Here is a 25,245-nt window from a genome sequence, read left to right as displayed (position 1 = left end):
GGCGCCCCGGGGCCTCTTACGCGCCAGGCGGAGGGCCCCTAGTCTGATCAATGCTCGTTGGTTACTCGCCAGTTTTTTGGCCTCGGATACAGCCAAGCCCTGACTCAGCCACACCCACCCTGACCCACCACTCAGTCAGTCCGCCCCTGTGATGAACAGGCCCTGCCGACGTGGTCCGGAGGATGTCCGTGAGCGACACACAGTCCTTGATCGAGAACCGTCCGCCCAGCGTGGCGACCCTCTTCGTTGAGCGCGTCGCGGCGACGCCCGATGCCGAGGCCTACCGGTACCCCGTGCCCGCGGCCGGGGGGCAGGGCCCCGACGACTGGAAATCGCTCAGCTGGGGCCAGGCGGGCGAGCGGGTCTTCGCCATCGCCGCGGGGCTGCTCGACCTCGGCATCCAGACGGAGCACCGGGTCGCCATCGCCTCCAACACCCGGGTCGAGTGGATCCTGGCCGACCTCGGTGCCATGTGCGCCGGCGGCGCGGTCACCACCGTCTACCCCAGCACCAACGCGGACGAGTCGGCGTTCATCCTCGCGGACTCCGAGAGCCGGGTGCTCATCGCCGAGGACGCGGGCCAGCTGGCGAAGGTGCGCGAGCGCCGCGCCGACCTGCCGAACCTCGCCCACGTCGTGGTCCTGGAGGCCGCCGACGCCGTCGCCGCCGAGGGCGACCCCGAGGGCTGGGTGCTCTCCCTCGCCGACCTGGAGGCGCGCGGCAGGGAGTACCTCGCCAAGCACCCCGAGGCGGTCAAGGAGAAGATCGCGACGATCACCTCCGACCAGCTCGCCACCCTCATCTACACGTCCGGTACGACCGGCCGTCCCAAGGGCGTCCGGCTGCCCCACGACAACTGGTCGTACATGGGCAAGGCCATCGTCGCCACCGGCCTGCTCGGCAAGGACGACGTCTCCTACCTCTGGCTCCCGCTGGCCCACGTCTTCGGCAAGTGCCTGATCTCCGGGCAGATCGAGGCCGGCCACGTGACGGCCGTCGACGGGCGCATCGACAAGATCATCGAGAACCTGCCGATCGTGCAGCCGACCTACATGGCTTCCGTCCCGCGCATCTTCGAGAAGGTCTACAACGGCGTGGCCGCCAAGGCCCGGGCCGGCGGCGGAGCCAAGTACAAGATCTTCCAGTGGGCGGCCGGCGTGGCCCGCGAGTACGCCAAGGTCACCCAGGACAACTTCCGCCGCACCGGCCGGGCGAGCGCCCCCTTCGGGCTCAACACCCAGCACAAGATCGCGGACGCCCTCGTCTACTCCAAGCTCCGCGACGCCTTCGGCGGCAACCTGCGCGCAGCCATCTCCGGAGCCTCCGCCCTCGCCCCCGACATCGGCTACTTCTTCGCCGGCGCCGGGATCCACATCCTGGAGGGCTACGGGCTCACCGAGTCCAGCGCCGCCTCCTTCGTCAACCCCGGCGAGGCCTACCGCACCGGCACCGTCGGCAAGCCGCTCCCCGGCACCGAGGTCCGCATCGCCGACGACGGCGAGGTGCTGCTGCGCGGCCCCGGCATCATGCAGGGCTACCACCAGCAGCCCGAGAAGACCGCCGAGGTGCTGGAGGCCGACGGCTGGCTGCACACGGGCGACATCGGCGAGCTCTCCGCGGACGGCTACCTGCGCATCACCGACCGCAAGAAGGACCTGATCAAGACCTCGGGCGGCAAGTACGTCGCCCCGGCGGAGATCGAGGGCCAGTTCAAGGCGCTCTGCCCCTACGTCTCCAGCATCGTGGTCCACGGAGCCGACCGGAACTTCTGCTCCGCCCTCATCGCCCTCGACGAGCCCTCGATCCTGGTCTGGGCCGCGGAGAACGGCCTGGAGGGCAAGACGTACTCCCAGGTCCTCGCCGCCCCCGAGACGAACCGGCTCATCGAGACCTACGTCCAGACCCTCAACGAGGGCCTCCAGCGCTGGCAGACGGTCAAGAAGTTCCGCCTCCTGCCGCGCGACCTCGACGTGGAGCACGGCGACCTCACCCCGAGCCTCAAGCTGAAGCGGCCGGTCGTCGAGCGCGAGTTCAAGCACCTCATCGACGAGATGTACGAGGGTTCCCGGGAGGCGTGACGACGGGCGCGCCGCGCGCCCGTAAACGACCTTGGGGCAGTGCGGGACAATGGGCCCATGCCTTCCGCACTGCCCGACGGTGAACCCATGCCCGAAGACGGCTCGCTGCCGCTCCACGCCCTGGCGGGAGCCGGGGAGCGGCCGCTCGGGTTCTACCTGCACGTTCCGTACTGCGCCACCCGCTGCGGGTACTGCGACTTCAACACCTACACGGCCACCGAGCTGCGGGGCACCGGCGGCGTGCTCGCCTCCCGCGAGAACTACGCCGACACCCTGATCGACGAGATCAGGCTGGCGCGGAAGGTGCTGGGCGACGATCCCAGGGCCGTACGGACCGTCTTCGTGGGCGGCGGCACGCCGACCCTGCTGCCCGCCGGCGACCTCGTACGGATGCTCGCGGCGATCCGCGAGGAATTCGGGCTGGCCGAGGACGCCGAGGTCACCACCGAGGCCAATCCGGAGTCGGTGAACCCGGAGTACCTCGCGGAGCTGCGCGCGGGAGGCTTCAACCGGATCTCCTTCGGCATGCAGAGCGCCAGGCAGCACGTCCTGAAGGTGCTGGACCGCACGCACACCCCCGGGCGGCCGGAGGCGTGCGTCGCGGAGGCGCGGGCGGCGGGCTTCGAGCACGTGAACCTGGACCTGATCTACGGGACGCCCGGGGAGTCCGACGAGGACTGGCGGGCCTCGCTGTCGGCGGCCCTGGGGGCCGGGCCCGACCACATCAGCGCGTACGCACTGATCGTGGAGGAGGGCACCCAGCTCGCGCGGCGGATCCGGCGGGGCGAGGTCCCGATGACGGACGACGACGTCCACGCGGACCGGTACCTGATCCTCGACGCGGTGATGGCCGAGGCGGGGTACTCCTGGTACGAGGTCTCGAACTGGGCCGCCTCCGAGGCCGGGCGGTGCCTGCACAACGAGCTGTACTGGCGCGGGGCCGACTGGTGGGGCGCCGGACCCGGAGCCCACTCGCACGTGGGCGGGGTGCGGTGGTGGAACGTGAAGCATCCCGGCGCCTACGCGGCGGCCTTGGCCGAAGGTCGGTCGCCCGGGGCGGGGCGGGAGCTCTTGTCCTCGGAGGACCGGCGGGTGGAGCGGATCCTGCTTGAGCTGCGGCTGGTGGACGGGGTTCCGCTGTCGCTGCTGGCCCCTGCGGGGCTTGCCGCGGCCGGGCGGGCCCTGGCGGACGGGCTCCTCGAAGCGGGCCCGTACGCGGACGGCAGGGCCGTCCTGACCCTGCGCGGGCGGCTCCTGGCCGACGCGGTGGTCCGCGACCTGGTCGACTGACCCCGTCCGGGGTGGGGGCTGCCCTGCGGGGCGAGGTCCCCTACCCGCCCTTCGCCCGTTCCCCGGGGCTCCGCCCCGGACCCCGGTCCTCAAACGCCGGACGGGCTGAAAATGCCGCTGCGCGGCATCATCCAGCCTCGCCGGCGTTTGAGGCGCGGGGTCTGGGGCGGAGCCCCAGGGGGGTCCGGGCTCAGCCCGGGGAACGGTGGAAGGGCGGGTAGGGGACAGCCCCGCAGGGTTACGCCGTCACGTGGTCGATCAGGTGCTCCACCGCGCCCAGGAGGGTCGGCTCCAGGTCCTTGTACGAGGTCACGCGCGACAGGATGTGCTGCCAGGCGGCCCCGGTGTTCTCCGGCCAGCCCAGGGCGCGGCAGATGCCCGTCTTCCAGTCCTGGCCCGGCGGGATCACCGGCCAGGCGGGGATGCCGAGGGCGGACGGCTTCACCGCCTGCCAGACGTCCACGTAGGGGTGGCCCACGATCAGGACGTGCGGGGAGGTTACGGAGGCCGCGATGCGGGACTCCTTCGTGCCCGGGAGCAGGTGGTCCACCAGGATGCCGAGGCGGGCGTCGGCCGCGGGGGCGAAGTCCGCGACCACCGACGGGAGGTCGTCGATGCCCTCCAGGTACTCCACGACCACGCCCTCGATCCGCAGGTCGTCGCCCCAGACCCGTTCGACGAGTTCGGCGTCGTGGCGGCCCTCCACGTAGATCCGGCCCGCCCGGGCCACCCGGGCCCGCGCCCCGGGGACGGCGAGGGAGCCGGAGGCGGTACGGGCCGGGGCGGCGGGGCCCCGGGGCGGGCGGGTCAGGGTCACCACCGCGCCGTCCAGGAGGAAGCCGCGGGGTTCGAGGGGGAAGACGCGGCGCTTGCCGAAACGGTCCTCCAGGGTGACCGTGCCCGCCTCGCAGGCCACCACCGCGCCGCAGAAGTCCGTACCCGCCACCTCGACCACCAGATCGGCATCGGCCGGCACCTCGGGGACGGGCTTGGCACGCTTCCACTGCGGGGTCAGGTCGGGGGAGTACTCGCGCATCCGGCCGAGGGTAGGAGAGCGGGCCGCCTCAGGTGCCCGACACGCCGGAACGGGCCGCCAGTGTGTCGCGTTGGGCACGCACGAAGGCCGCGTCGACCACCGCTCCGTGACCCGGCACGTACAGAGCGTCGTCCCCGCCCAGGGAGAGGAGCCGGTCCAGGGCCGCCGGCCACTGCCGGGGCACCGCGTCCGGGCCCGCCTGCGGCTCGCCCGATTCCTCGACCAGGTCGCCGCAGAAGACCACCTCGCGGGTGCCGGGCACGAAGGCGGCCAGGTCGTGCCGGGTGTGGCCCGGGCCCACGTTCGCCAGCAGCACCTGCACCCCGCCCAGGTCGAGTGTCCACTCGCCCGACACCAGGTGCCGGGGGACCACCAGGAGGTCCGCCGCCTCGGCGGCCTCGGCCTCCGCCAGGCCGTGCCGGACTGCGTCGGCCCGCAGCTCGTCCCGGCTCGTGGAGAGCAGGGCGTCCAGCCCGACCGGACCGTAGACCTCCGCCCCCGCGAAGGCCGCACCGCCCAGTACGTGGTCGAAATGTCCGTGTGTGAATGCGAGATGAGTCACGCGCCGGCCCGCCAGCCGCTCCGCCTCGGCCCGCACCAGCGCGCCTTCCCGCAGGGAGGAACCGGGGTCGATCAGAAGGGCCGAATCCTCGCCCACCACCAGTCCCACGGTGCAGTCCCACACCGGCAGGCGCTTGCGGCCGGCCCGTTCGGTGAGCCGTTCCCAGCCCGCCTCTTCCCAACGCACGTCCATACCGCGACGCTACCTTGGCGGGCCGCCCTTGCTAGGGGCGTACCACCCCGCCGTACACTGACCGGGGGATCTCTGGCACTCGAACGCTCAGAGTGCCAGCGAAGAGCGCCAGCGAAGAGGCTCGACCACGAGTCTCGGTGACCGACGGAAACGATGGAGGTGTGCGCGATGCTCAGCGAACGCAGACTCGAAGTGCTGCGCGCCATCGTCCAGGACTACGTCGGGACGGAGGAGCCGGTCGGCTCCAAGGCGCTCACCGAGCGGCACCGGCTCGGCGTCTCGCCCGCCACCGTGCGCAACGACATGGCCGTGCTGGAGGACGAGGGCTACATCGCCCAGCCCCACACCAGCGCCGGCCGGATCCCCACCGACAAGGGCTACCGCCTCTTCGTCGACAAGCTGGCGGGGGTCAAACCGCTGTCGACGCCCGAGCGCCGGGCCATCCAGAACTTCCTCGACGGGGCCGTGGACCTCGACGACGTCGTCGGCCGTACGGTGCGGCTGCTCGCGCAGCTCACCCGGCAGGTCGCCGTCGTCCAGTACCCGTCGCTGACCCGGTCCACCGTCCGGCACGTGGAACTGCTCTCGCTGGCCCCGGCCCGCCTGATGCTCGTCCTCATCACGGACACCGGCCGGGTCGAGCAGCGGCTCGTCGACTGCCAGACCCCCTTCGCGGACACCTCGCTCGCGGACCTGCGGGCGCGCCTCAACAGCCGTGTCGTCGGCCGCCGGTTCACCGACGTGCCGCCGCTGGTGAAGGACCTTCCGGAGTCCTTCGAGACCGAGGACCGGGTGACGGTGCGTGCCGTCCTCGACACCCTCCTCGAAACGCTGGTCGAGGAGGCGGAGGAGCGGCTGATGATCGGCGGCACCGCCAACCTCACCCGCTTCGGACACGATTTTCCCCTGACGATCAGGCCGGTGCTCGAAGCGCTGGAGGAGCAGGTCGTGCTCCTCAAGCTGCTCGGCGAGGCCAATGAGTCGGGAATGGCCGTAAAGATCGGGCACGAGAACGCCTACGAGGGACTGAACTCCACGTCCGTCGTCTCGGTCGGCTACGGTTCGGGCGGCGAAGCAGTCGCCAAACTCGGCGTGGTCGGACCGACCCGCATGGACTACCCCGGAACGATGGGAGCGGTACGCGCAGTGGCACGTTACGTCGGACAGATCCTGGCGGAGTCGTAAGTGGCCACGGACTACTACGCCGTTCTCGGCGTGCGCCGCGACGCATCGCAGGACGAGATCAAGAAGGCATTCCGGCGGCTCGCGCGCGAGCTGCACCCGGATGTGAACCCCGATCCCAAGACGCAAGAGCGTTTCAAGGAGATCAACGCCGCCTACGAGGTCCTCTCGGACCCGCAGAAGAAGCAGGTCTTCGACCTCGGCGGCGACCCGCTGTCCTCCTCGGGCGGCGGCGGGGCCGGCGGCTTCGGCGCGGGCGGCTTCGGCAACTTCTCCGACATCATGGACGCCTTCTTCGGCCAGTCCTCGCAGCGCGGACCGCGCTCGCGGACCCGCCGCGGCCAGGACGCCATGATCCGCCTCGACCTGGAACTGGACGAGGCGGCCTTCGGCACGACCAAGGACATCCAGGTCGACACGGCCGTCGTCTGCACCACCTGCTCCGGTGAGGGCGCCGCCCCCGGCACCTCGGCGCAGACGTGCGACATGTGCCGCGGCCGCGGTGAGGTCTCGCAGGTCACCCGGTCCTTCCTGGGCCAGGTCATGACCTCGCGCCCCTGCCCGCAGTGCCAGGGCTTCGGCACCGTGGTCCCGACCCCGTGCCCCGAGTGCGCGGGCGACGGCCGGGTCCGCTCCCGCCGCAGCCTCACGGTCAAGATCCCGGCGGGCGTCGAGAACGGCACCCGGATCCAGCTCGCGGGCGAGGGCGAGGTCGGCCCCGGCGGCGGCCCCGCAGGCGACCTGTACGTGGAGATCCACGAGCTGCCGCACCCGACCTTCCAGCGGCGCGGGGACGACCTGCACTGCACGGTCACCATCCCGATGACCGCGGCGGCCCTGGGCACCAAGTGCCCGCTGGAGACGCTGGACGGCCTCGAGGAGATCGACATCCGTCCGGGCACCCAGTCCGGCCAGGCGATCCCGCTGCACGGCCGGGGCGTCACGCACCTGCGCGGCGGCGGCCGCGGCGACCTGATCGTCCACGTCGAGGTCACCACCCCCGGCAAGCTGGACGCCCAGCAGGAGGAGCTGCTGCGCCAGCTCGCGAAGCTGCGCGGCGAGGAGCGCCCGACCGGGCAGTTCGCGCCGGGCCAGCAGGGCCTGTTCAGCCGCCTGAAGGACGCCTTCAACGGGCGCTGAGCGAGGCATTCGACGGGCGCTGAGCACCGTACGAGAACACCGGCGAGCCCGGTCCGGGGACGACCCCGGGCCGGGCTCGCGGCATGCGGGGCGGCGGGGCGGCAGCGGTATTCGGGCACCCCGGTGAAGGGACTATGCCAGGCGAATGCCGTGATTCGGCCCCGTGAGCGGGACATGGCACGATGCAGCTCATGTCCTCCGCACCGAACGGTCTCTTCGCGTACCCGCCGATCGTGCAGGCGCCCATGGCGGGTGGCGCGTCCTGCCCGCCGCTCGCGGCCGCCGTGTGCGAAGCGGGCGGACTGGGCTTCCTCGCCGGCGGCTACAAGACCGCCGACGGCATGTACCAGGAGATCAAGCGGCTGCGCGCGCTCACCCGCCGCCCCTTCGGCGTCAACCTCTTCCTGCCGCAGTCCTCCCACGCGGACCCGGCCGCCCTAGAGGTCTACCGCGGACACCTGGCCAACGAGGCCGCCTGGTACGGGATCTCCCTCGCGGACGAGGACATCATCGGCACCAGCGACGACGGCTACGACGCCAAACTGGCCATTCTCATCGAAGACCCGGTACCCGTGGTCTCCTTCACCTTCGGCCTGCCTTCGCCCGCCGCCTTCACCTGCCTGCGCAAGGTCGGTACGTACACGATCGCCACCGTCACCTCCGTAGAGGAGGCCCGCGCCGCCCAGGCGGCCGGCGCCGACGCCGTCTGCGTCCAGGGCGTGGAGGCGGGCGGCCACCAGGGCACCCACCGCGACGACCCGCAGGGCGACGGCACCGCCGGAGTCGGCCTGCTCGCGCTCGTCGCGCAGGTGCGCGAAGCGGTGGCCCTCCCGATCATCGCGGCGGGCGGCCTGATGCGCGGATCGCAGATCGCCGCGCTGCTCGCCGCCGGAGCGGAGGCCGCGCAGCTCGGCACGGCCTTCCTGGCCTGCCCGGAGTCCGGCGCGCACCCCCTGCACAAGAAGGCGCTGACCGACCCGCTGTTCGTCCGCACCGAGCTGACCCGGGCCTTCTCGGGACGGCCGGCCCGCGGACTGGTCAACCGGTTCATGCGCGAGCACGGCCCGTACGCCCCGGCCGCGTACCCGCAGGTCCACCACCTGACCGCGCCGCTGCGCAAGGCCGCCGCCGCGGCCGGGGACCCGCAGGGCATGGCGCTGTGGGCGGGCCAGGGGCACCGGCTGGCGAGGGCGCTGCCCGCGGGGGAACTGGTGGAGGTGCTCGCGGCGGAACTCGGCGCGGCACAGAACGCGTTGAAGGCAATGCAGATGAGGAGTGCGTCATGACCGCCCCGGTGTTCGTGGTCGAAAAGGTGCCCGCGGGGCCGCAGTTCGTCCTGGACGGCCCCGAGGGCCGCCACGCGGTCTCCGTGAAGCGGCTGGCCCCCGGCGAGGCCCTCGTGCTGACCGACGGCCGGGGCGGCTGGGCCGAGGCCGTCGTGACGGCCGCCGAGGGCAAGGACCGCCTCGTGGTCTCCGTGTCCGGGGTCTTCGAGGAGGCGGAACCGGACGTCCGGATCACCGTGGTCCAGGCCCTGCCCAAGGGCGACCGGGGCGAGGTCGCCGTCGAGACCATGACGGAGACCGGCGTCGACGCGATCGTGCCCTGGCAGGCCTCGCGCTGCATCACCCAGTGGCGGGGCGACCGGGGTGCCAAGTCCCTTGCGAAGTGGCGGGCCACAGCCCGGGAGTCCGGCAAGCAGTCCCGCCGGGTCCGCTTCCCCGAGGTCGCGGAGGCGCTGTCCACCAAGCAGGTCGCGGCGCTGCTCGCGGAGGCCGACCTCGCGGTGGTCCTGCACGAGGACCGGGACGCCCCCTCGGGCGCGCTGGCCACCGCGGAACTGCCCGCCGCCGGCTCCATCGTCCTGGTCGTCGGCCCCGAGGGCGGGGTCTCCCCGGACGAGCTCGCCGCCTTCGCCGCGGCCGGGGCGCACCCGTACCGGCTGGGCCGCTCGGTCCTGCGCACCTCGACGGCGGGCACGGCCGCCGCGGCGGTCCTGCTCGCGCGGACGGGCCGCTGGTCCTGAGGGCGGGCCGCCGGCGGTGAGGGCGGGCCGGTGGGCGTGACCGGTCCGGCACGCGGCGGTGGATACGATGCCGGAACCGATCACCCGTCACGAAGGGCTCAGCACATGGCCGGGGAACCGCAGGCCGACTGCCTGTTCTGCAAGATCGTTGCGGGGAAGATCCCCGCCACGGTCGTCCGGGAGACGGACACGACCGTCGCCTTCCGCGACATCAACCCGCAGGCGCCCACCCACGTCCTCGTCATCCCGAAGGCGCACTACCCCGACGCCGCCTCCCTCGCGGCCGCGGAGCCCGCCGTCGCCGCCGAGGTCCTGACCGAGGCCGGCCGCGTCGCGGTCGACGAGGGGCTCGCCGACCACGCCTACCGGCTCGTCTTCAACACCGGCGCCAGGGCCGGCCAGGTCGTCTTCCATGCCCACGCGCACGTCCTCGGCGGCCGTGGCTTCGAATGGCCCCCGGGATAAACCGTGTCCGTACGAGAGTTCGTGGTCCTGGGCACCGCCAGCCAGGTGCCCACCCGCCACCGCAACCACAACGGCTACCTGCTGCGCTGGGACGGCGAGGGCATCCTCTTCGATCCCGGCGAGGGCACCCAGCGCCAGATGCTCCGGGCCGGGGTGGCCGCGCACGACATCAACCGGATCTGCGTCACCCACTTCCACGGTGACCACAGCCTCGGCCTCGCCGGGGTCATCCAGCGGATCAACCTCGACCGGGTCCCGCACCCCGTCACCGCCCACTACCCGGCCTCCGGGCAGAAGTTCTTCGACCGGCTGCGGTACGCCACCGCCTACCGCGAGACCGTGCAGCTCGCCGAGGAGCCGGTCGCCGAGGACGGGATCCTGGCGCGCGGGGAGGCGTACACCCTGGACGCCGTACGGCTCTCGCACCCCGTGGAGTCCTTCGGCTACCGGGTCACCGAGCCCGACGGGCGCCGGATACGGCCCGAACTGCTCGCGCTCCACGGGATCAAGGGGCCGGACGTGGGCCGGATCCAGCGCGAGGGCAGTCTCGGCGGGGTCACCCTGGAGGACGTCAGCGAGGCGCGCGCCGGGCAGCGGTTCGCCTTCGTGATGGACACCCGGCTCTGCGAGGGCGTCGAGGAGCTCGCGGCGGGCTGCGACATGCTGGTGATCGAGTCGACCTTCCTCGACGAGGACGTCCAGCTGGCCACCGACCACGGACACCTCACCGCCGGGCAGGCCGCGCGGGTGGCGCGGGACGGGGGCGTGCGGCACCTCGTGCTGACGCACTTCTCGCAGCGGTACGGGGATCCGTCGGAGTTCGAACGGCAGGCCCGTGCGGCCGGCTTCGAGGGGGAGCTCACGATCGCTGCCGATCTCGTACGGGTTCCCGTGCCGAAGCGGGCCGGGTAGGCGCGCTTGTCCGCACCGGGCTGTGCGGATGCGCCGGCCGCGCAGCCGGGCCCGACGGCCCCGTAGCCCCCGGGGCGAAGCCCCCGCTGCGTCCCTGGCCGCTGCGCGGGGCGGAGATCCCCTACCCGCCCTTCGCCCGTTCCCCGGGCTCCGCCCGGACCCCTCCCGGGGCTCCGCCCCGGACCCCGGTCCTCAAGCGCCGGACGGCTGGAAAGACCCGGGGCTCCGCCCCGGACCCCGCGCCTCAAACGCCGGCGAGGCTGGATTTGGCCGCCTCCGGCGAAACCCAGCCCCTCCGGCGTTTGAGGAGCGGGGGTCCGGGGGCTGGCCCCCGGGGAACGGTGGAAGGGCGGGTAGGGGACGGCCGCCCGCAGGGCAGGACGGGCCGCCCGGCCGCGGCCTAGACGCCGGTGCGGACCCGTCTGCGGTCGCGGTTGCGGCGGGTGGCTGCCGGGGAGAGCAGAAGGGCCCGGAGCGGGGGTAGGCGTAGAGGGCGGAGTCGGGGGAGTTCCACGACCTCCAGTTCCTGCGCGCCGACCCGCGGGACCGAACCGGCCGGGGTGCCGGCTCCGGCGGCGAGCACGGCTGCCGGGGCCCCGCCGCGGCGGCGGACCGACCCGGGGGTCAGCGGGCGACCGCCCACGTGCAGGGCGACCCCGGCCATCGGCCCGGCCACCGCCAGCAGCAGGATCCCGAGGGCCAGGCCCATGCCGGGGAAGTCCAGGGCCTCGGCGAGCAGGCTCCCGGTGACGGGCCCGCAGGCCACGCCGAGCGAGGACGCGGAACCGACCAGCACGGCCCAGCGCCCGCGCGGGTCGAGCGCGGCGGCCAGGCCGATGGCGTAGGAGAGCACGATGGGGTAGACCGCGTTCCAGAGGATCTCCCCGGCCGCGAAGGAGCCGAGGTCCCGGGCCTGCGAGGCGAGCACCACGCAGCAGGCGATGACCACCGTGCCCACGCCCACCGGGACCGCCCGGCCGAGCCGGGCCCCGAGCACGGAGGCGGCGGTGACCCCGAGCAGCCCGGCTCCGAGCGCGGCCGCGAAGACGATCCCGAGGGTGACCTCGGACAGGCCCGCCTGCTGCGCGCCGATGCGGCCGCTGACGCCCCACAGGGCGTTCTGGGCCAGCGACCACAGCATCAGTGCCCCGGCGAGCACCGCCCCGGCGCGCGGGTACGGGAGCCGCCCGGAGGCCCGTACCGCCGTGCCGGCGCCCTCCGGACGGCCCGTACGGTCGGCCCCGGCGAGGCGTCCCGTCGCCGGCCAGCACACCAGCGCGACCAGGGCGATCGCCGCGAAGGGCAGCCCGTGCCCGCCGCCGAGCCGGGGCAGGGTCAGGTACAGGGCCCCCGCCGTGGCCGACACCGACAGCAGCCCCAGCGCCGAGGTCCGGTGCGGGTCGCGCTGCGCCGCGATGCCGGAGGCGGCCACCGCGGTGGCCGTGCCCGAGCCGAAGCCGCCGAGGACGGCGCCGGCGATGACGAGGGGGAGCTGCGCGGTGGCGGCCGCCGTGCCGTACCCGAGGACGGCGAGCAGCAGTCCGAGCCGGGCCAGCGGGCGCGGGCCGGTGCGCGGGATGCGGGAGGCGAGGGTGAAGCCGGCGGCGGCCGAGCCGAGGAGCAGGACCGAGCCGATCAGACCGGCCTGCGCGGGGCTCAGCGGGAGGTGCGCGTCGAGCCGGCCGACGACGGTCGGCAGCAGGTACGGGGCGACGTAACCGGAGGTGAAGAGCGCGACGAGCGGCCAGGCGGCGGGCGGCGCGGGGGTGCGGTCGGGCACGGGGTGTTCCAGGTGGTGCAGGTGGAGCGTGAGATTCCGCAAGACCGCGGGGCTCATATCTATCAAGCGGCCCGATCCTCCGAGAAGGGCGTTCAGGCGGTGATCTGCGTCACACTGTATTCCGGGCCCGCCCGGGAGGGAGGGCCTGACGGCGGACGTGGGTTGAGCCCCAGTGAAGGCCCATTGGAGAAACGACCCGCCAAGATTCATCACACGAGCCGAACCGAGCCGAACCGAACCGAACGGGGAGTACATCGTGACCAGTCGCAGCAGCCGGGACAGCCTCGACTCCGCCGTGGACCCGCTCGGTCCGCTGCGCGATCCCCAAGAACCCGGCTGCGACGTCTTCCTGACGGGCACGGTCTTCCTCGACATCATCTTCACCGGCCTCGACTCGGCCCCCGTCCGCGGCACGGAGTCCTGGGCCCGCGGCATGGGTTCCAGCCCCGGCGGGGTCGCCAACATGGCCACCGCCCTGGCCCGGCTCGGCCTGCGCACCTCCCTGGCCGCCGCCTTCGGCGACGACCACTACGGGGAGTACTGCTGGGACGCCCTCGAACAGGGCGAGGGCATCGACCTCTCGATGTCACGGACCGTTCCCGGCTGGCACAGCCCCGTCACCGTCTCGATGGCCTACGAGGGCGAGCGCACGATGGTCTCCCACGGCCACGAGGCCCCGCTCCCGGCGGACCCCGGCCCGTTCCCCCGGTGCCCTCCCCGCGCCCGCGCGGCCGTGGCCTCGCTCGGCCCGGGCGGCGGCGAGGCCTGGGTCGCCGAGGCGGCCCGGCGCGGGGCCCGGGTTTTCGCCGACGTCGGCTGGGACGACAGCGGGCGGTGGGACCTGGGGGCGCTGGCCGACCTGGAGCACTGCGAGGCCTTCCTCCCCAACGCCGGGGAGGCGATGGCCTACACGCGCACCGACTGCCCGCGGGCGGCGGCCCGGGCGCTGGCCGAGAAGGTGCCGATCGCGGTGGTCACGATGGGCTCCGAGGGCTCGTACGCGGTGGACGGGCGGACCGGGGAGACGGCGGAGGTCCCCGCGATCGCGGTCGACGCCCTGGATCCGACCGGCGCGGGCGATGTCTACGTGGCGGGCTTCCTCACCGGCACCCTCGCCGGGTGGCCCCTCGCGGACCGGCTCGCCTTCGCGGGCCTGACCGCCGCCCTGTCGGTGCAGGAGTTCGGCGGCTCCCTGTCGGCCCCCGGCTGGCCGGAGGTGGCCCACTGGTGGCGCACCGCCCCGGAGGCCCTGCGCGGCCGGTACGGCTTCCTGGACGACCTCGTCCCCCGCTCCGCGGCCCCGGCCAGCCGCCGCCGCGCGGTCCCGACGATCGGCTTCCGCCAGTCGGCGTAGGGACCCGTGGCCGAAGGGGTGGCGGAAAACCCCTCGGGGATGACGGAGCGGCGACGTAGGCTTGGAAGTCCGGTGGCCGTCGATCGGCGCGGCCCCTCAGTGGGAGGTATGCGCAGGCCACAGTGCCGGCCCATGACTCAGACACCGACAGCCCAGACCCCCGCGCCGGGGCAGGCGCGCGCTCACTTCACCGTACCGGCCACCCACCCGATGGTGTCGGTCCTCGGCTCGGGCGACGCCCTGCTGCGCGTGATCGAGAAGGCCTTCCCGAGGGCCGACATCCATGTTCGGGGAAATCAGGTCAGCGCGATCGGCGCAGCGGCGGAAGTCGCACTGATCCAGCGCCTGTTCGACGAGATGATGCTGGTGCTCCGCACCGGGCAGCCGATGACGGAGGACGCAGTGGAACGCTCGATCGCCATGCTCAAGTCGAGCGGCAACGGCCAGGGCCCGGACGAGACGCCCGCCGAGGTGCTCACGCAGAACATCCTCTCCAGCCGCGGCCGCACCATCCGCCCCAAGACGCTCAACCAGAAGCGGTACGTCGACGCGATCGACAAGCACACCATCGTCTTCGGCATCGGCCCCGCCGGTACCGGCAAGACCTACCTCGCCATGGCCAAGGCGGTCCAGGCCCTGCAGTCCAAGCAGGTCAGCCGGATCATCCTGACCCGCCCGGCGGTGGAGGCCGGCGAGCGCCTCGGCTTCCTCCCCGGCACCCTCTTCGACAAGATCGACCCGTACCTGCGGCCGCTCTACGACGCCCTGCACGACATGATCGACCCCGATTCGATCCCGCGGCTGATGGCCGCGGGGACGATCGAGGTGGCGCCGCTGGCGTACATGCGCGGCAGGACGCTCAACGAGGCGTTCGTCGTCCTCGACGAGGCGCAGAACACGACGCCCGAGCAGATGAAGATGTTCCTGACCCGCCTCGGCTTCGACTCGAAGATCGTCGTCACCGGTGACGTGACCCAGGTCGACCTGCCCGGCGGCGCCAAGAGCGGACTGCGGCAGGTGCAGGACATCCTCGAAGGAGTTCCGGACATCGCCTTCTCGCGGCTCACGTCCGAGGATGTGGTCCGGCACAAGCTGGTCGGCCGTATCGTCGATGCGTACGAGAAGTACGACGACAGCCAGGACGCGAAGCAGTCGCGGAACGGCTTCCAGCGGAAGTAGAAATCAGCGCACCATGTCGATCGACGTCAACAACGAGTCCGGAACCGAGGTCGACGAGCGGGCGATCCTCGACATCGCCCGCTACGCGCTCACCCGGATGCGGATCCACCCGCTCTCGGAGCTCTCGGTCATCGTCGTGGACGAGGACGCGATGGAGCAGCTCCACATCCAGTGGATGGACCTGCCCGGACCCACCGACGTCATGTCCTTCCCGATGGACGAGCTGCGCCCGCCGTCGAAGGACGACGAGGAGCCCCCGCAGGGGCTCCTCGGTGACATCGTGCTCTGCCCCGAGGTCGCCAAGAAGCAGGGCGAGGACGCGCCGACGAAGCACTCCATGGACGAGGAGCTCCAGCTCCTGACCGTCCACGGAGTGCTGCACCTGCTCGGGTACGACCACGAGGAGCCGGACGAGAAGGCCGAGATGTTCGGCCTCCAGGCGGCCATCGTCGACGGCTGGCGCGCCGAGAACGGCGTGACCGGCCCGTCCCCGGCGCCGACCGTCTCATGACCGGTGATCTCCAGCTGATCATCATGGCCGTCCTGCTGGTCGTGGTGGCCTGGTTCGCCGCGTGCGCCGAGTCCGGGATCGCCCGGATCTCGGCCTTCCGCGCCGAGCAGGCCGTACGGGAGGGCCGGCGCGGCAGCGCGAAGCTGGCCCAGGTCGCCGGTGACCCCACCCGGTACGTCAATGTCGCGCTGCTGGTCCGCGTCACCTGCGAGATGGCGGCGGGCGTGCTCGTCACGTACGTCTGCCTCGACGAGTTCGGGGAGAACTGGACCGCGCTCCTCGTGGCCATCGCCGTGATGGTGCTCGTGTCCTACGTGGCCGTCGGGGTCTCCCCGCGCACCATCGGCCGGCAGCACCCGCTGAACACGGCGACCGCGGCCTCCTACGTCCTCGTACCGCTCGCCCGGATCATGGGGCCGATCCCGCAGCTGCTGATCCTCCTCGGCAACGCGCTCACGCCCGGGAAGGGCTTCCGCAAGGGTCCCTTCGCCTCCGAGGCGGAGCTGCGCGCGATGGTGGACCTGGCGGAGAAGGAATCGCTGATCGAGGACGACGAGCGCCGCATGGTGCACCAGGTCTTCGAGCTCGGCGACACGCTCGTGCGCGAGGTCATGGTGCCGCGCACCGACCTGGTCTGCATCGAGCGGTACAAGACGGTCCGTCAGGCGACCACGCTCGCGCTGCGGTCCGGCTTCTCGCGGATCCCGGTGACCGGGGAGAACGAGGACGACATCGTCGGCATCGTGTACCTGAAGGACCTGGTCCGCAAGACGCACATCAGCCGGGACGCGGAGAGCGACCTCGTCTCCACGGCGATAAGGCCCGCGGTGTTCGTGCCGGACACCAAGAACGCGGGCGACCTGCTGCGCGAGATGCAGTCGGCCCGCAACCACGTGGCGGTCGTCATCGACGAGTACGGCGGCACCGCCGGCATCGTCACCATCGAGGACATCCTCGAGGAGATCGTCGGTGAGATCACCGACGAGTACGACCGGGAACTCCCCCCGGTGGAGGACCTGGGCGGGGACCGCTACCGGGTCACCGCGCGGCTGGACATCACCGACCTCGGCGAACTGTTCAAGGTGGACTCCTTCGACGACGAGGACGTGGAGACGGTCGGCGGACTGCTCGCCAAGGCGCTGGGCCGGGTCCCGATCGCCGGCGCCTCGGCGGTGGTGGACCTGCCGGACGGGCGGCCGCTGCGGCTGACGGCGGAGTCCCCGGCGGGACGCCGGAACAAGATCGTGACCGTACTGGTGGAGCCGGTGGCCCCGGCGGAGGAGCCGGAGGGGGAGACGCGGTGACGCCGGCCCAGCTGCGGGAGTTCTGCCTGGGGTTCAACGCGGCCGTGGAGGAGTTCCCCTTCACTCCGGAGACCTCGGTGTTCAAGGTGCTGGGGAAGATGTTCGCGCTGAGCGCGCTGGACGCCGAACCGCTGAAGGTCAACCTCAAGTGCGACCCGGAGCAGGCGGTGCGGCTGCGGGCGGAGCACGAGGCGGTCGTGCCGGGCTGGCACATGAACAAGCGGCACTGGAACACGGTGACCGCGGGCGGGCCGGGGGCGCTTCCCGACGCGCTGGTCCGGGAGCTGGTCGAGGACTCGTACGACCTGGTGGTCGCGGGCCTGCCGAGGGCGGAGCGGCTGCGGCTCGACCGGGCGTAGCGGCGGTGGCGGCGCGGGGGCCGGGCCTCGGGCGTCCCCCCCCGGCGTTCCTCGTCGTGGAATCCGCCAGGGGCCGAAGGCCATCGATCACGGGACCTTCGGGGCCGTGGTTCCGCTTACGCAGCGCTTAGTTTTATCCCTGCGCCACCAAGATCCCGGGGGGACACCGGGGGTGGAGGGGAGAGCGCGTCAGCGGGGTCGTCGTGCGGCCCCGCCGACGCGCTCCATATGCTTCGGGCCATGACCGACAGCACCGGGATCGATCCCGAAGACACCAAGATCATCACGTTGGCGCGCAGCGCCCGGGCCCGCAACGGCGTGCCCGAGGGGGCGGCGGTCCGGGACGAGACCGGCCGTACGTACGTCGCCGGAACCGTGGCGCTGGACTCCCTGAAGCTGAGCGCGCTCCAGACGGCCGTCGCGATGGCCGTGGCCAGTGGCGCCCAGTCCCTGGAGGCTGCGGCCGTAGTCAGCGCCGCTGAGGCCCCCGCCGACGCCGACCGCGCGGCGGTCCGGGACCTCGGCGGCCCGGACACCCCGGTCCTCCTGGCGGGCCCGGACGGCACCCTGAAGTCGACCACTCCGGCCGGAGCGTAGCCCTGCCGGGGGCGGTCGGCACTGCTCCGTGCGGCGACCGACGGGCGGCTGCAGAAGCCGGGCCCTGCCGGCGGGCGCTCGTCCCCCACCCGCCCTTCCTCCGTTCCCCGGGCGCTGCCCGGACCCCGGTCCTCAAACGCCGGACGGGCTGAAGGACCGGGGGCTCAGCCCCCGAGGGGCGCCCCGGCCGAACCCGTCGGGTGGGGTCAGGCCGGGGTGGCCCCCGCGTCGGCGGAACGGCGGCGGATGACCATGGCCATCAGGGCGGCCATCGCGCACAGGGCGCCCGAGGCGTACCAGACGGGGTCGTACGAGCCGAAGGCGTCGCGGGCCAGGCCGCCGAGGAAGGCCACCGCCGCCGCGCCGATCTGGTGCGAGGCCAGGACCCAGCCGAAGACGATGGCGCCGTCCTCCCCGTAGTGCTCGCGGCAGAGCGCGATCGTCGGTGGGACCGTCGCGACCCAGTCCAGGCCGTAGAAGACGATGAAGAACACCATCGGCAGGTGCACGGCAGGGGCCAGCAGCATCGGGAGGAAGAGCAGCGAGATCCCGCGCAGGGCGTAGTACACGGCGAGCAGGCGGCGCGATTCGAAGCGGTCCGTCAGCCAGCCGGAGAAGATCGTGCCGATCACGTCGAACACGCCGATCACGGCGAGCAGTCCGGCCGCCGCCGTCACCGGCATGCCGTGGTCGTGGGCCGACGGCACGAAGTGGGTCTTCACCAGCCCGTTCGTCGAGGCCCCGCAGATCGCGAAGGTGCCCGCCAGCAGCCAGAAGGGGCCGGTCCGGGCCGCCTTGCCCAGGACGCCCAGGGCCCGGCGGGCGGCGCCGGGGACGGGTGCGGGCTTGGCCGTGTACGGGCCCCCGTACGGGGTGGTCCCGATGTCCGCGGGATGGTCGCGCAGCAGCAGCCAGACGAAGGGCACGACGGCCAGGGCCGCCAGCGAGACGGTGACCGCCGCCGGGCGCCAGCCGTGGTGCTCGACCAGCCAGGCCAGCAGCGGCAGGAAGACCAGCTGGCCGGAGGCCCCGGCGGCGGTCAGGATGCCGGTGACCAGCCCGCGCCGGGCGGTGAACCAGCGGTTGGTCACCGTCGCGGCGAAGGCCAGGGCCATCGAGCCGCTGCCCAGCCCGACCAGGACGCCCCAGTAGAGGATCAGCTGCCAGGAGGCGGTCATCCACACCGTGGCCACCGAGCCGGCGGCTATGACGGTCAGCGCGAGCGCGACGACCCTGCGGATGCCGAAGCGGTCCATCAGCGCGGCGGCGAACGGCGCGGTGATCCCGTACAGCGCGAGGTTCACGGAGACGGCGAGGCCGATCGTGCCCCGCGACCAGCCGAACTCCCCGTGCAGCGGCTCGATGAGCAGACCGGGGAGCGAGGCGAAGGCGGCGGCGCCGATGATCGTCACGAAGGCGACGGCCGCGACGAACCAGGCGCGGTGGATGCGGTGGACGCGGTGGGGTGCGCCGGCCGTGGAGTCGGTGCCGGCGGCCGGGCCGGAGGCGGGCGTCGGTGCGGGGGAGGACTCGGGGGAGGGGCCGGGCCCCGGGGCTGTCTGCGTCACGCCGATAGTTTCCGGCCGCCGGGGTCCCGTACGACAGTGGCCTGACCGACACCCTTCGATATGATCGGGCCATGGAGCCCCGCGTGCACCGTGTCGTCGTACTCGCCCTCGCCGGGCTGCTGCCCTTCGAGCTCGGGATCCCGCACCGGATCTTCGGGCGGGCGAAGGACGCCGCCGGGCGGCCGCTCTACGAGATCCTCACCTGCGGGCTCACCCCCGGCCGGGTGCCCACGGACGCCGACTTCGACATCCACGTCGAGCACGGCCCCGCGCTGCTGGCCACGGCCGACACGGTGGTGGTCCCCGCCTCCTACGAGCTGGGACCGGTCCACGAAGAGGGCCGGCTCCCCGCCGAACTGGCCGCCGCCCTCGCGCACATCAGGCCCGGCACCCGGCTCGTCTCGATCTGCACGGGCGGCTACGTGCTGGCCGCCGCCGGATTCCTCGACGGCCGCCGGGCCACCACCCACTGGTCCTCCGCCGAGCACTTCCAGCGGACCTTCCCGGCCGTACTGGTCGACCCGGGCGTCCTCTACACCGACGACGGGGACGTGCTCACCTCCGCCGGAGTCGCCGCCGGGATCGACCTGTGCCTGCACATCGTGCGCCGCGACCACGGAGCGGCCGTCGCCAACGACGTGGCCCGGCGCACCGTCGTACCGCCGCACCGCGACGGCGGGCAGGCGCAGTTCATCGAGCGCCCGGTGCCGCAGCCGCAGCGGTCGGCCACCACCGCTGCCCGCGCCTGGGTACTGGACCGGCTCCACGAACCGCTGAGGCTGACCGACTTGGCCCAGCAGGAATCGATGTCGGTACGGACCTTCACGCGCAGGTTCCGCGAGGAATCGGGGCTCAGCCCGGGCGAATGGATCGTGGGGCAGCGGGTGGAACGGGCCCGGGCCCTGCTCGAGCAGACCGACCTGCCGATGGAACTCGTGGCCCGGGAAGCGGGCTTCGGCACCGCGCAGTCCCTGCGCAAGCACGTCCAGGCGGCGCTCGGCGTGAGCCCGACGGCCTACCGGCGGACCTTCAGGGCGGCCGCACCGGATGTGGCACCGGATGTCGCATCGGATACCGCGCCGGATGCCGCACCGGATGTCACCCTGACATCTCCTGATGGGACATCAGTTCCTGCCGGGTCCGTGCATTGACTTATCCCCCCGCCCGCTCGTGAATGGCCCCCTGGCGGGGTACGGGATCCCAGGGGGCGGTCAGTGCGGACCACATCGGCGCGGACAACGGCGCGGACGGCGCGGACATCCGCGCGGCACAGAGGATGGTCGGCGGCCGTCGGGATGGCGGTACTGGCCGCGGCGACCGGCGGTGCGCTCGGCGCGCCCGCCGCGGCCGAGGGGGAGGCGCCTCCCGGGCAGGTCGAGTTCCCCACGCACTGCCTGCCGCCCCAGGAAGCCGGGCTGCGGCCGGCCGACGGACCCACCACCGCCCGGGTCACCGTGGACGACGCCGCGCCCCGCGTGGGCGACACCGTCACCGTCACCTACCAGGTGGCCCGGACCCCGGCGGTGAACCCGCTCTCGGTCGCCCTGCCCGCCGACGTCCTGACCCCGACCGGGCGGATCGTCCTCGGGGGAGCGCAGCAGGGTGAGGTCACGGTCGTCGGAGCCCGGCGCAACGACCCCGTCGAGGCGGGTGCGGTGCTGCCCGTCGTGACGATGACCGGAACCTTCACCGTCACCGCTCCCGGGGAGATCACCCTGGCCCCGGGCGGCTACACCCTGCACACCGGTCACCTGCTCCCGCTGGACACCGTGTGCGCGGTCGCCGGGGGCGGGGTGCCGGGGGCGGATCCGTCGGCGGAGCCGTCCGTGTCGGCGTCTGCTTCGGCATCCGCTTCGGCGTCTGCGGTGCCGTCGCCGTCCGTGGCGCCCCCTTCTCCTTCCCCTTCCCCGTCGTCCCCGGCCGCGCGGCCCCTGCCGGTGCCCGTGGCGACGCCGTCCCCCGGAGCCCCGGTCGCGCAGCGGATCATCGCGAGCCCGCTGCCGACGGCCAACCTGCGCTCCGTCGCGCTCGGCACGGCGGCGGGGGCCCCCGGCGCCGTGGTCTCGGTCACCGGAGCCGGCTTCGTCCCCGGCGCGCAGGTCACCGTGGCGGGCCGGGCGGGTACGGCGGAGACCGCCGACCGGGTCACCGCCCAGGCCGACGAGCTGGGCGTGGTCCTCGCCGAGCTGCCGGTCACGGACCGGGCGACCACCGCCGTCGTGGCCTACGAGGGCGCCGCCTGGACTCCCGAACGGGGCTCCGGCCCGGCCGCGTACACGGTGATCACCGTGCCCGGGCCGGCCGGCCGCCAGACGGTGACGGCGGTCGTGGCGCCGGGCGAGCTCGGCATGACCCAGGAGGGCGACGCCGTGACCCTGGCCACGGTCCCGTACGCGGTCGGTGGCGCGGCGGCCGGCCGGATCGGCACGGTCACCGTCACGGACGCCCGCGGCGGGCCGGCCGGGTGGTCCCTGATCGGCAAGGTCACCGATTTCACGGGCTCCGGCGGGGTCCGCATCCCGGGGGCCTCCCTGAGCTGGACCCCGACGTGCGCGGCCGCACCCGGCAGCCCCAGCGCGTGTACGCCGGGCAGCGCGGGCACGGTCGGACCGGAGGGTGCGGTGCTGGCCTCCACGGGTGACGCCGAGCTGGTCGGGGGCACCTTCACCGTGGACGCGGGCGTCACCCTCCAGGTGCCCCCGTACACCGCGCCGGGTGCGTACACGGCGGTGCTGACCCTGACGTTGTCGTGACCCGGCCCGGACCCTCCGGCCCTGCGCCGCTGCGCGGGGCGGAGTCCCCTACCCGCCCTTCGCCCGTTCCCCGGGCTCTGCCCGGACCCCCTGGGGCTCCGCCCCAGACCCCGCGCCTCAAACGCCGGCGGGGCTGGATTTGGCCGGCGCCGCAGCCAAGATCAGCCCCTCCGGCGTTTGAGGAGCGGGGGTCCGGGGGCTGGCCCCCGGGTCCGGCGCCGCGCGTGGCAGCGGGTCCGGGGCGGAGCCCCGGGGAACGGGGGAAGGGCGGGGCGGGGAGACGAGCTGCCCGGGCACAGCCACCGGCACGGCCGCTGCGGCTCCTCATCGCGTTCGCGGTCGCCGCCGTGCTGGCGGGGATCGGGCTGCTCGGCGCAGCCGGGACGGCTGCCGCCGCCGACAACGGGCAGTGGTCCGTGCTGCCCGCCGCCAACACGCTCGGGCAGCGCCCGTACTTCTACCTCGCCGCCGCGCCCGGCCAGGCCGTCACCGACTCCGTCACCATCGCCAACCGCACCGACCGCCCCCGCACCTTCCGCCTCTACGCCGCCGACGCCTACAACACCGCCCGCGACGGCGGCTTCGCCCTGCGCGGGCCCGAGGAGCCGCGCACCGCCACGGGGGCCTGGACGGCGCTGGCGCGGGAGCGGGTCACCGTCCCGGCGAAGACGGCGGTCGACGTCGGCTTCACCCTCACCGTCCCGGACCGGGCCGAGCCTGGGGACCATCCCGGAGCCGTCGTCGCCCTGGAGGACCGGCCGGCCGACACCGCGGTCCGGGGGATAGGCGTGCAGCAGGCCGTCGCGGCCCGCCTCTACCTCCGGGTCACCGGCCCCACCGCCCCGGCCCTGGCCGTCGAGGACCTCCGTACCGACCGGCGGGGCGGCTCCGGCGCGGAGGTCTCGTACACGCTCCACAACCTCGGCAACGTCACCCTGCGCCCCCGCGCCACCCTGACCGCCTCCGGGGCCCTCGGCCGGGGGCTGCTCTCCCGCCCCCTGCCCGGGCTGCCCGCCGAGCTGCTGCCCGGTCAGCGGGTCCGGCTCACCGCGCGCTGGGCGGACCCGCCCGCCCTGGAATGGGCCGAGGTCGCGGTGGTGGCACGCGCCGACGGCGCGGCCGCCCGGGCCACCGCCGGACACGCCGCGCATCCCGCTCTGAACGGCCTGCTCGCGGCCGGTCTGGCCCTCGTGGCGGCGGCCTGGTCGGCGCTGGGAGCCGCATCGGGGAGAATGGCCCGTATGAGCGATCGTTCCCCCGAGACCACCAGCCCGCACCGTGCGGGCTTCGCATGCTTCGTCGGCCGTCCCAACGCGGGGAAGTCGACCCTGACCAACGCGCTCGTGGGTACCAAGGTCGCGATCACCTCCAACCGGCCGCAGACCACCCGCCACACCGTCCGCGGCATCGTGCACCGCCCCGACGCCCAGCTCGTCCTGGTCGACACGCCCGGCCTCCACAAGCCGCGCACGCTGCTCGGCGAGCGGCTGAACGACGTCGTGCGCGCGACCTGGTCCGAGGTCGACGTGATCGGCTTCTGCCTGCCCGCCGACCAGAAGCTCGGCCCCGGTGACAAGTTCATCGTCAAGGAGCTCGCGGGGATCAAGAAGACCCCCAAGATCGCCATCATCACCAAGACCGACCTCGTCGAGTCCAAGGTGGTGGGCGAGCAGCTCCTCGCGGTCCACCAGCTCGCCGAGGAGCTCGGCTTCGAGTGGGCCGAGATCGTCCCCGTCTCGGCGGTCGGCGACAACCAGGTCCAGCTGCTGGCGGACCTGATCGCGCCGATGCTGCCGAAGAGCCCGCCGCTGTACCCGGAGGGCGACCTCACCGACGAGCCCGAGATGGTGATGGTCGCGGAGCTGATCCGCGAGGCCGCGCTGGAAGGCGTACGGGACGAGCTCCCGCACTCCATCGCCGTGGTCGTCGAGGAGATGATCCCCCGGGAGAACCGCCCGGCGGACCGTCCCCTGCTGGACATCCACGCCAACCTGTTCATCGAGCGCCCGAGCCAGAAGGGCATCATCATCGGCCCGAAGGGCGCCCGCCTGAAGGAGGTCGGGATGAAGTCGCGCAAGCACATCGAGGCGCTGCTCGGCACCCCGGTCTTCCTCGACCTGCACGTGAAGGTCGCCAAGGACTGGCAGCGCGACCCCAAGCAGCTGCGCAAGCTCGGCTTCTGACCTTTCGGGCGGCGAGCCCCTTTCGGGCGACGAGCCCTTTCAGGCGGCGCGCCGCCGCACCTTCACCGCATTGTCCGTACGGGTCCCGGGCCGGCCGTCAGGCTGGTCCTGGACCCGTACGTGTTCCTCCGCCAGCAGCACCTCCCAGGCGCCGGGCTCCAGTGCCAGCTGGGCGAGGACCTCGTCCGGGGTCGGGAAGTCCACCTCGGGCCGGTCCTCCTGCCAGGACGGCCAGCCCGCGTGGCCGACGACGAGCAGCACCCCGCCGGGGGCCACGGCCGCGGCGGCCCGGCGCAGGATCCGCGCGCGGGGGAACTCCCCGAAGGTGTGCAGGAAGCACGCGGAGACCAGGTCGTACGCGCCCGCCGGGAAGGACTCCGCGAGGTCGTGCCGCTCCCAGGCGGTGCGGTCGGCGACCCCGGCCTCGGCGGCGTGGGCCGCGGCCCGCTCCAGGGCGACCCCGGAGATGTCCGTCCCGGTGACGTGCCAGCCCTGCCGCGCGAGCCACACCGCGTCACCGCCCTCTCCGCAGCCGAGGTCCAGGGCCCGGCCGGGCGTGAGCGGGGCGGCCTCCCGGGCGAGCACCGCGTTGGCGTCGCCGCTCCAGATCCGCTCGCTCTCGCGGTAGCGGGAGTCCCAGAACTCCTCGCCCGCGAAGCCCGCGAACTCGGTCCCGGGGGTGTGCTGGTCGGGCGCGTGCGCCATGGCGGCCTCTTTCCGTTCGGTACGGGGACGTGTACGGGTACGGGTGCCCGCGTCTCCGATGCTCCGTCG

22 protein-coding genes and 1 pseudogene are annotated in these 25,245 nt (G+C 73.4%); 18 read left to right on the top strand and 5 right to left on the bottom strand.

Annotated features, from left to right (window positions below; all coding sequences use genetic code 11):
• The first annotated feature begins 188 nt into the window (after positions 1-188).
• A complete protein-coding gene (locus NLX94_RS13845) occupies positions 189-2,078 on the top strand; it encodes a long-chain fatty acid--CoA ligase (protein ID WP_254383011.1) in 1,890 nt (629 codons plus the stop codon).
• 57 nt (positions 2,079-2,135) lie between these two features.
• The gene (gene hemW / locus NLX94_RS13840; RefSeq protein WP_254383010.1) at positions 2,136-3,368 is read left to right on the top strand and encodes a radical SAM family heme chaperone HemW; all 1,233 of its coding nucleotides are present in this window, start codon (positions 2,136-2,138) and stop codon (positions 3,366-3,368) included.
• A gap of 238 nt (positions 3,369-3,606) precedes the next feature.
• On the opposite strand, the gene NLX94_RS13835 is transcribed toward hemW, so the two are convergent.
• Both NLX94_RS13835 and NLX94_RS13830 read right to left on the bottom strand, forming a co-directional pair.
• Positions 3,607-4,404, bottom strand: coding sequence for a DUF3097 domain-containing protein (locus NLX94_RS13835; RefSeq protein ID WP_254383009.1), 798 nt, complete (start codon positions 4,402-4,404; stop codon positions 3,607-3,609).
• A 28-nt stretch (positions 4,405-4,432) separates the two neighbouring features.
• Positions 4,433-5,158: an MBL fold metallo-hydrolase gene (locus NLX94_RS13830; protein WP_254383008.1), complete on the bottom strand. Its 726-nt coding sequence runs from the start codon at positions 5,156-5,158 to the stop codon at positions 4,433-4,435.
• A 168-nt stretch (positions 5,159-5,326) separates the two neighbouring features.
• Here NLX94_RS13830 and hrcA point away from each other — a divergent pair, with 168 nt between their 5' ends.
• From hrcA to NLX94_RS13800, 6 genes are all read left to right on the top strand, one after another.
• On the top strand, positions 5,327-6,343 hold the full coding sequence (gene hrcA / locus NLX94_RS13825) for a heat-inducible transcriptional repressor HrcA (protein WP_254383007.1): 1,017 nt from the start codon (positions 5,327-5,329) through the stop codon (positions 6,341-6,343).
• A complete protein-coding gene (dnaJ, locus tag NLX94_RS13820; protein ID WP_254383006.1) occupies positions 6,344-7,480 on the top strand; it encodes a molecular chaperone DnaJ in 1,137 nt (378 codons plus the stop codon).
• A gap of 191 nt (positions 7,481-7,671) precedes the next feature.
• Positions 7,672-8,766 (top strand): nitronate monooxygenase, encoded by a 1,095-nt coding sequence (locus tag NLX94_RS13815; protein ID WP_254383005.1) that lies wholly within the window; start codon positions 7,672-7,674, stop codon positions 8,764-8,766.
• Positions 8,763-9,506, top strand: coding sequence for a 16S rRNA (uracil(1498)-N(3))-methyltransferase (locus NLX94_RS13810; protein ID WP_254383004.1), 744 nt, complete (start codon positions 8,763-8,765; stop codon positions 9,504-9,506). The genes NLX94_RS13815 and NLX94_RS13810 overlap by 4 nt, the downstream gene beginning before the upstream one ends.
• 105 nt (positions 9,507-9,611) lie before the next feature.
• The gene (locus NLX94_RS13805; protein ID WP_254383003.1) at positions 9,612-9,971 is read left to right on the top strand and encodes a histidine triad nucleotide-binding protein; all 360 of its coding nucleotides are present in this window, start codon (positions 9,612-9,614) and stop codon (positions 9,969-9,971) included.
• A 3-nt stretch (positions 9,972-9,974) separates the two neighbouring features.
• Positions 9,975-10,883, top strand: coding sequence for a ribonuclease Z (locus NLX94_RS13800; protein WP_254383002.1), 909 nt, complete (start codon positions 9,975-9,977; stop codon positions 10,881-10,883).
• A 400-nt stretch (positions 10,884-11,283) separates the two neighbouring features.
• Here NLX94_RS13800 and NLX94_RS13795 read toward each other — a convergent pair whose 3' ends face one another.
• A complete protein-coding gene (locus NLX94_RS13795; protein ID WP_254383355.1) occupies positions 11,284-12,663 on the bottom strand; it encodes an MFS transporter in 1,380 nt (459 codons plus the stop codon).
• Positions 12,664-12,916: 253 nt separating this feature from the next.
• Here NLX94_RS13795 and NLX94_RS13790 point away from each other — a divergent pair, with 253 nt between their 5' ends.
• The 6 genes from NLX94_RS13790 to NLX94_RS13765 all read left to right on the top strand — a co-directional run bounded on the left by NLX94_RS13790 (position 12,917) and on the right by NLX94_RS13765 (position 17,967).
• On the top strand, positions 12,917-14,017 hold the full coding sequence (locus tag NLX94_RS13790) for a carbohydrate kinase family protein (RefSeq protein ID WP_374683959.1): 1,101 nt from the start codon (positions 12,917-12,919) through the stop codon (positions 14,015-14,017).
• 132 nt (positions 14,018-14,149) lie between these two features.
• A complete protein-coding gene (locus NLX94_RS13785; RefSeq protein ID WP_254383001.1) occupies positions 14,150-15,196 on the top strand; it encodes a PhoH family protein in 1,047 nt (348 codons plus the stop codon).
• Between the two features lie 13 nt (positions 15,197-15,209).
• Positions 15,210-15,707, top strand: coding sequence for an rRNA maturation RNase YbeY (gene ybeY, locus NLX94_RS13780; protein ID WP_254383000.1), 498 nt, complete (start codon positions 15,210-15,212; stop codon positions 15,705-15,707).
• Positions 15,704-17,011, top strand: coding sequence for a hemolysin family protein (locus NLX94_RS13775; protein ID WP_254382999.1), 1,308 nt, complete (start codon positions 15,704-15,706; stop codon positions 17,009-17,011). Before ybeY ends, NLX94_RS13775 begins: the two co-directional genes overlap by 4 nt.
• Positions 17,008-17,370, top strand: a complete 363-nt coding sequence (locus NLX94_RS13770; RefSeq protein WP_254382998.1) for an MmcQ/YjbR family DNA-binding protein — start codon at positions 17,008-17,010, stop codon at positions 17,368-17,370. The genes NLX94_RS13775 and NLX94_RS13770 overlap by 4 nt, the downstream gene beginning before the upstream one ends.
• 240 nt (positions 17,371-17,610) lie before the next feature.
• On the top strand, positions 17,611-17,967 hold the full coding sequence (locus NLX94_RS13765; RefSeq protein WP_254382997.1) for a cytidine deaminase: 357 nt from the start codon (positions 17,611-17,613) through the stop codon (positions 17,965-17,967).
• A gap of 206 nt (positions 17,968-18,173) precedes the next feature.
• Here the strand turns inward: NLX94_RS13765 and NLX94_RS13760 are convergent, their stop codons facing one another.
• Complete coding sequence (locus NLX94_RS13760; protein WP_254382996.1) at positions 18,174-19,535, bottom strand: MFS transporter; 1,362 nt, start codon at positions 19,533-19,535, stop codon at positions 18,174-18,176.
• Positions 19,536-19,606: 71 nt separating this feature from the next.
• Between NLX94_RS13760 and NLX94_RS13755 the strand changes: the two genes are divergently transcribed.
• From NLX94_RS13755 to era, 4 genes and pseudogenes are all read left to right on the top strand, one after another.
• On the top strand, positions 19,607-20,686 hold the full coding sequence (locus NLX94_RS13755) for a GlxA family transcriptional regulator (protein ID WP_254382995.1): 1,080 nt from the start codon (positions 19,607-19,609) through the stop codon (positions 20,684-20,686).
• 144 nt (positions 20,687-20,830) lie between these two features.
• Positions 20,831-22,288, top strand: a complete 1,458-nt coding sequence (locus tag NLX94_RS13750) for a WxL domain-containing protein (RefSeq protein ID WP_254382994.1) — start codon at positions 20,831-20,833, stop codon at positions 22,286-22,288.
• Positions 22,285-23,016 (top strand): annotated as a pseudogene (locus NLX94_RS39340) (WxL protein peptidoglycan domain-containing protein); the annotation flags it as partial. The gene NLX94_RS13750 and the pseudogene NLX94_RS39340, both read left to right, overlap by 4 nt.
• 504 nt (positions 23,017-23,520) lie before the next feature.
• Entirely contained in the window at positions 23,521-24,471 is a 951-nt protein-coding gene (gene era / locus NLX94_RS13740; protein ID WP_374683958.1) for a GTPase Era, read from the top strand.
• Between the two features lie 39 nt (positions 24,472-24,510).
• Here the strand turns inward: era and NLX94_RS13735 are convergent, their stop codons facing one another.
• A complete protein-coding gene (locus tag NLX94_RS13735) occupies positions 24,511-25,176 on the bottom strand; it encodes a bifunctional 2-polyprenyl-6-hydroxyphenol methylase/3-demethylubiquinol 3-O-methyltransferase UbiG (RefSeq protein WP_254382993.1) in 666 nt (221 codons plus the stop codon).
• Between the last annotated feature and the right edge of the window lie 69 nt (positions 25,177-25,245).

It is taken from the genome of Streptomyces sp. TBY4 (assembly GCF_024213195.1).
GTDB lineage: Bacteria > Actinomycetota > Actinomycetes > Streptomycetales > Streptomycetaceae > Streptomyces.
Note: the sequence above shows the minus strand (reverse complement) of the source record. Positions and strands in the feature narration are given on the sequence as shown.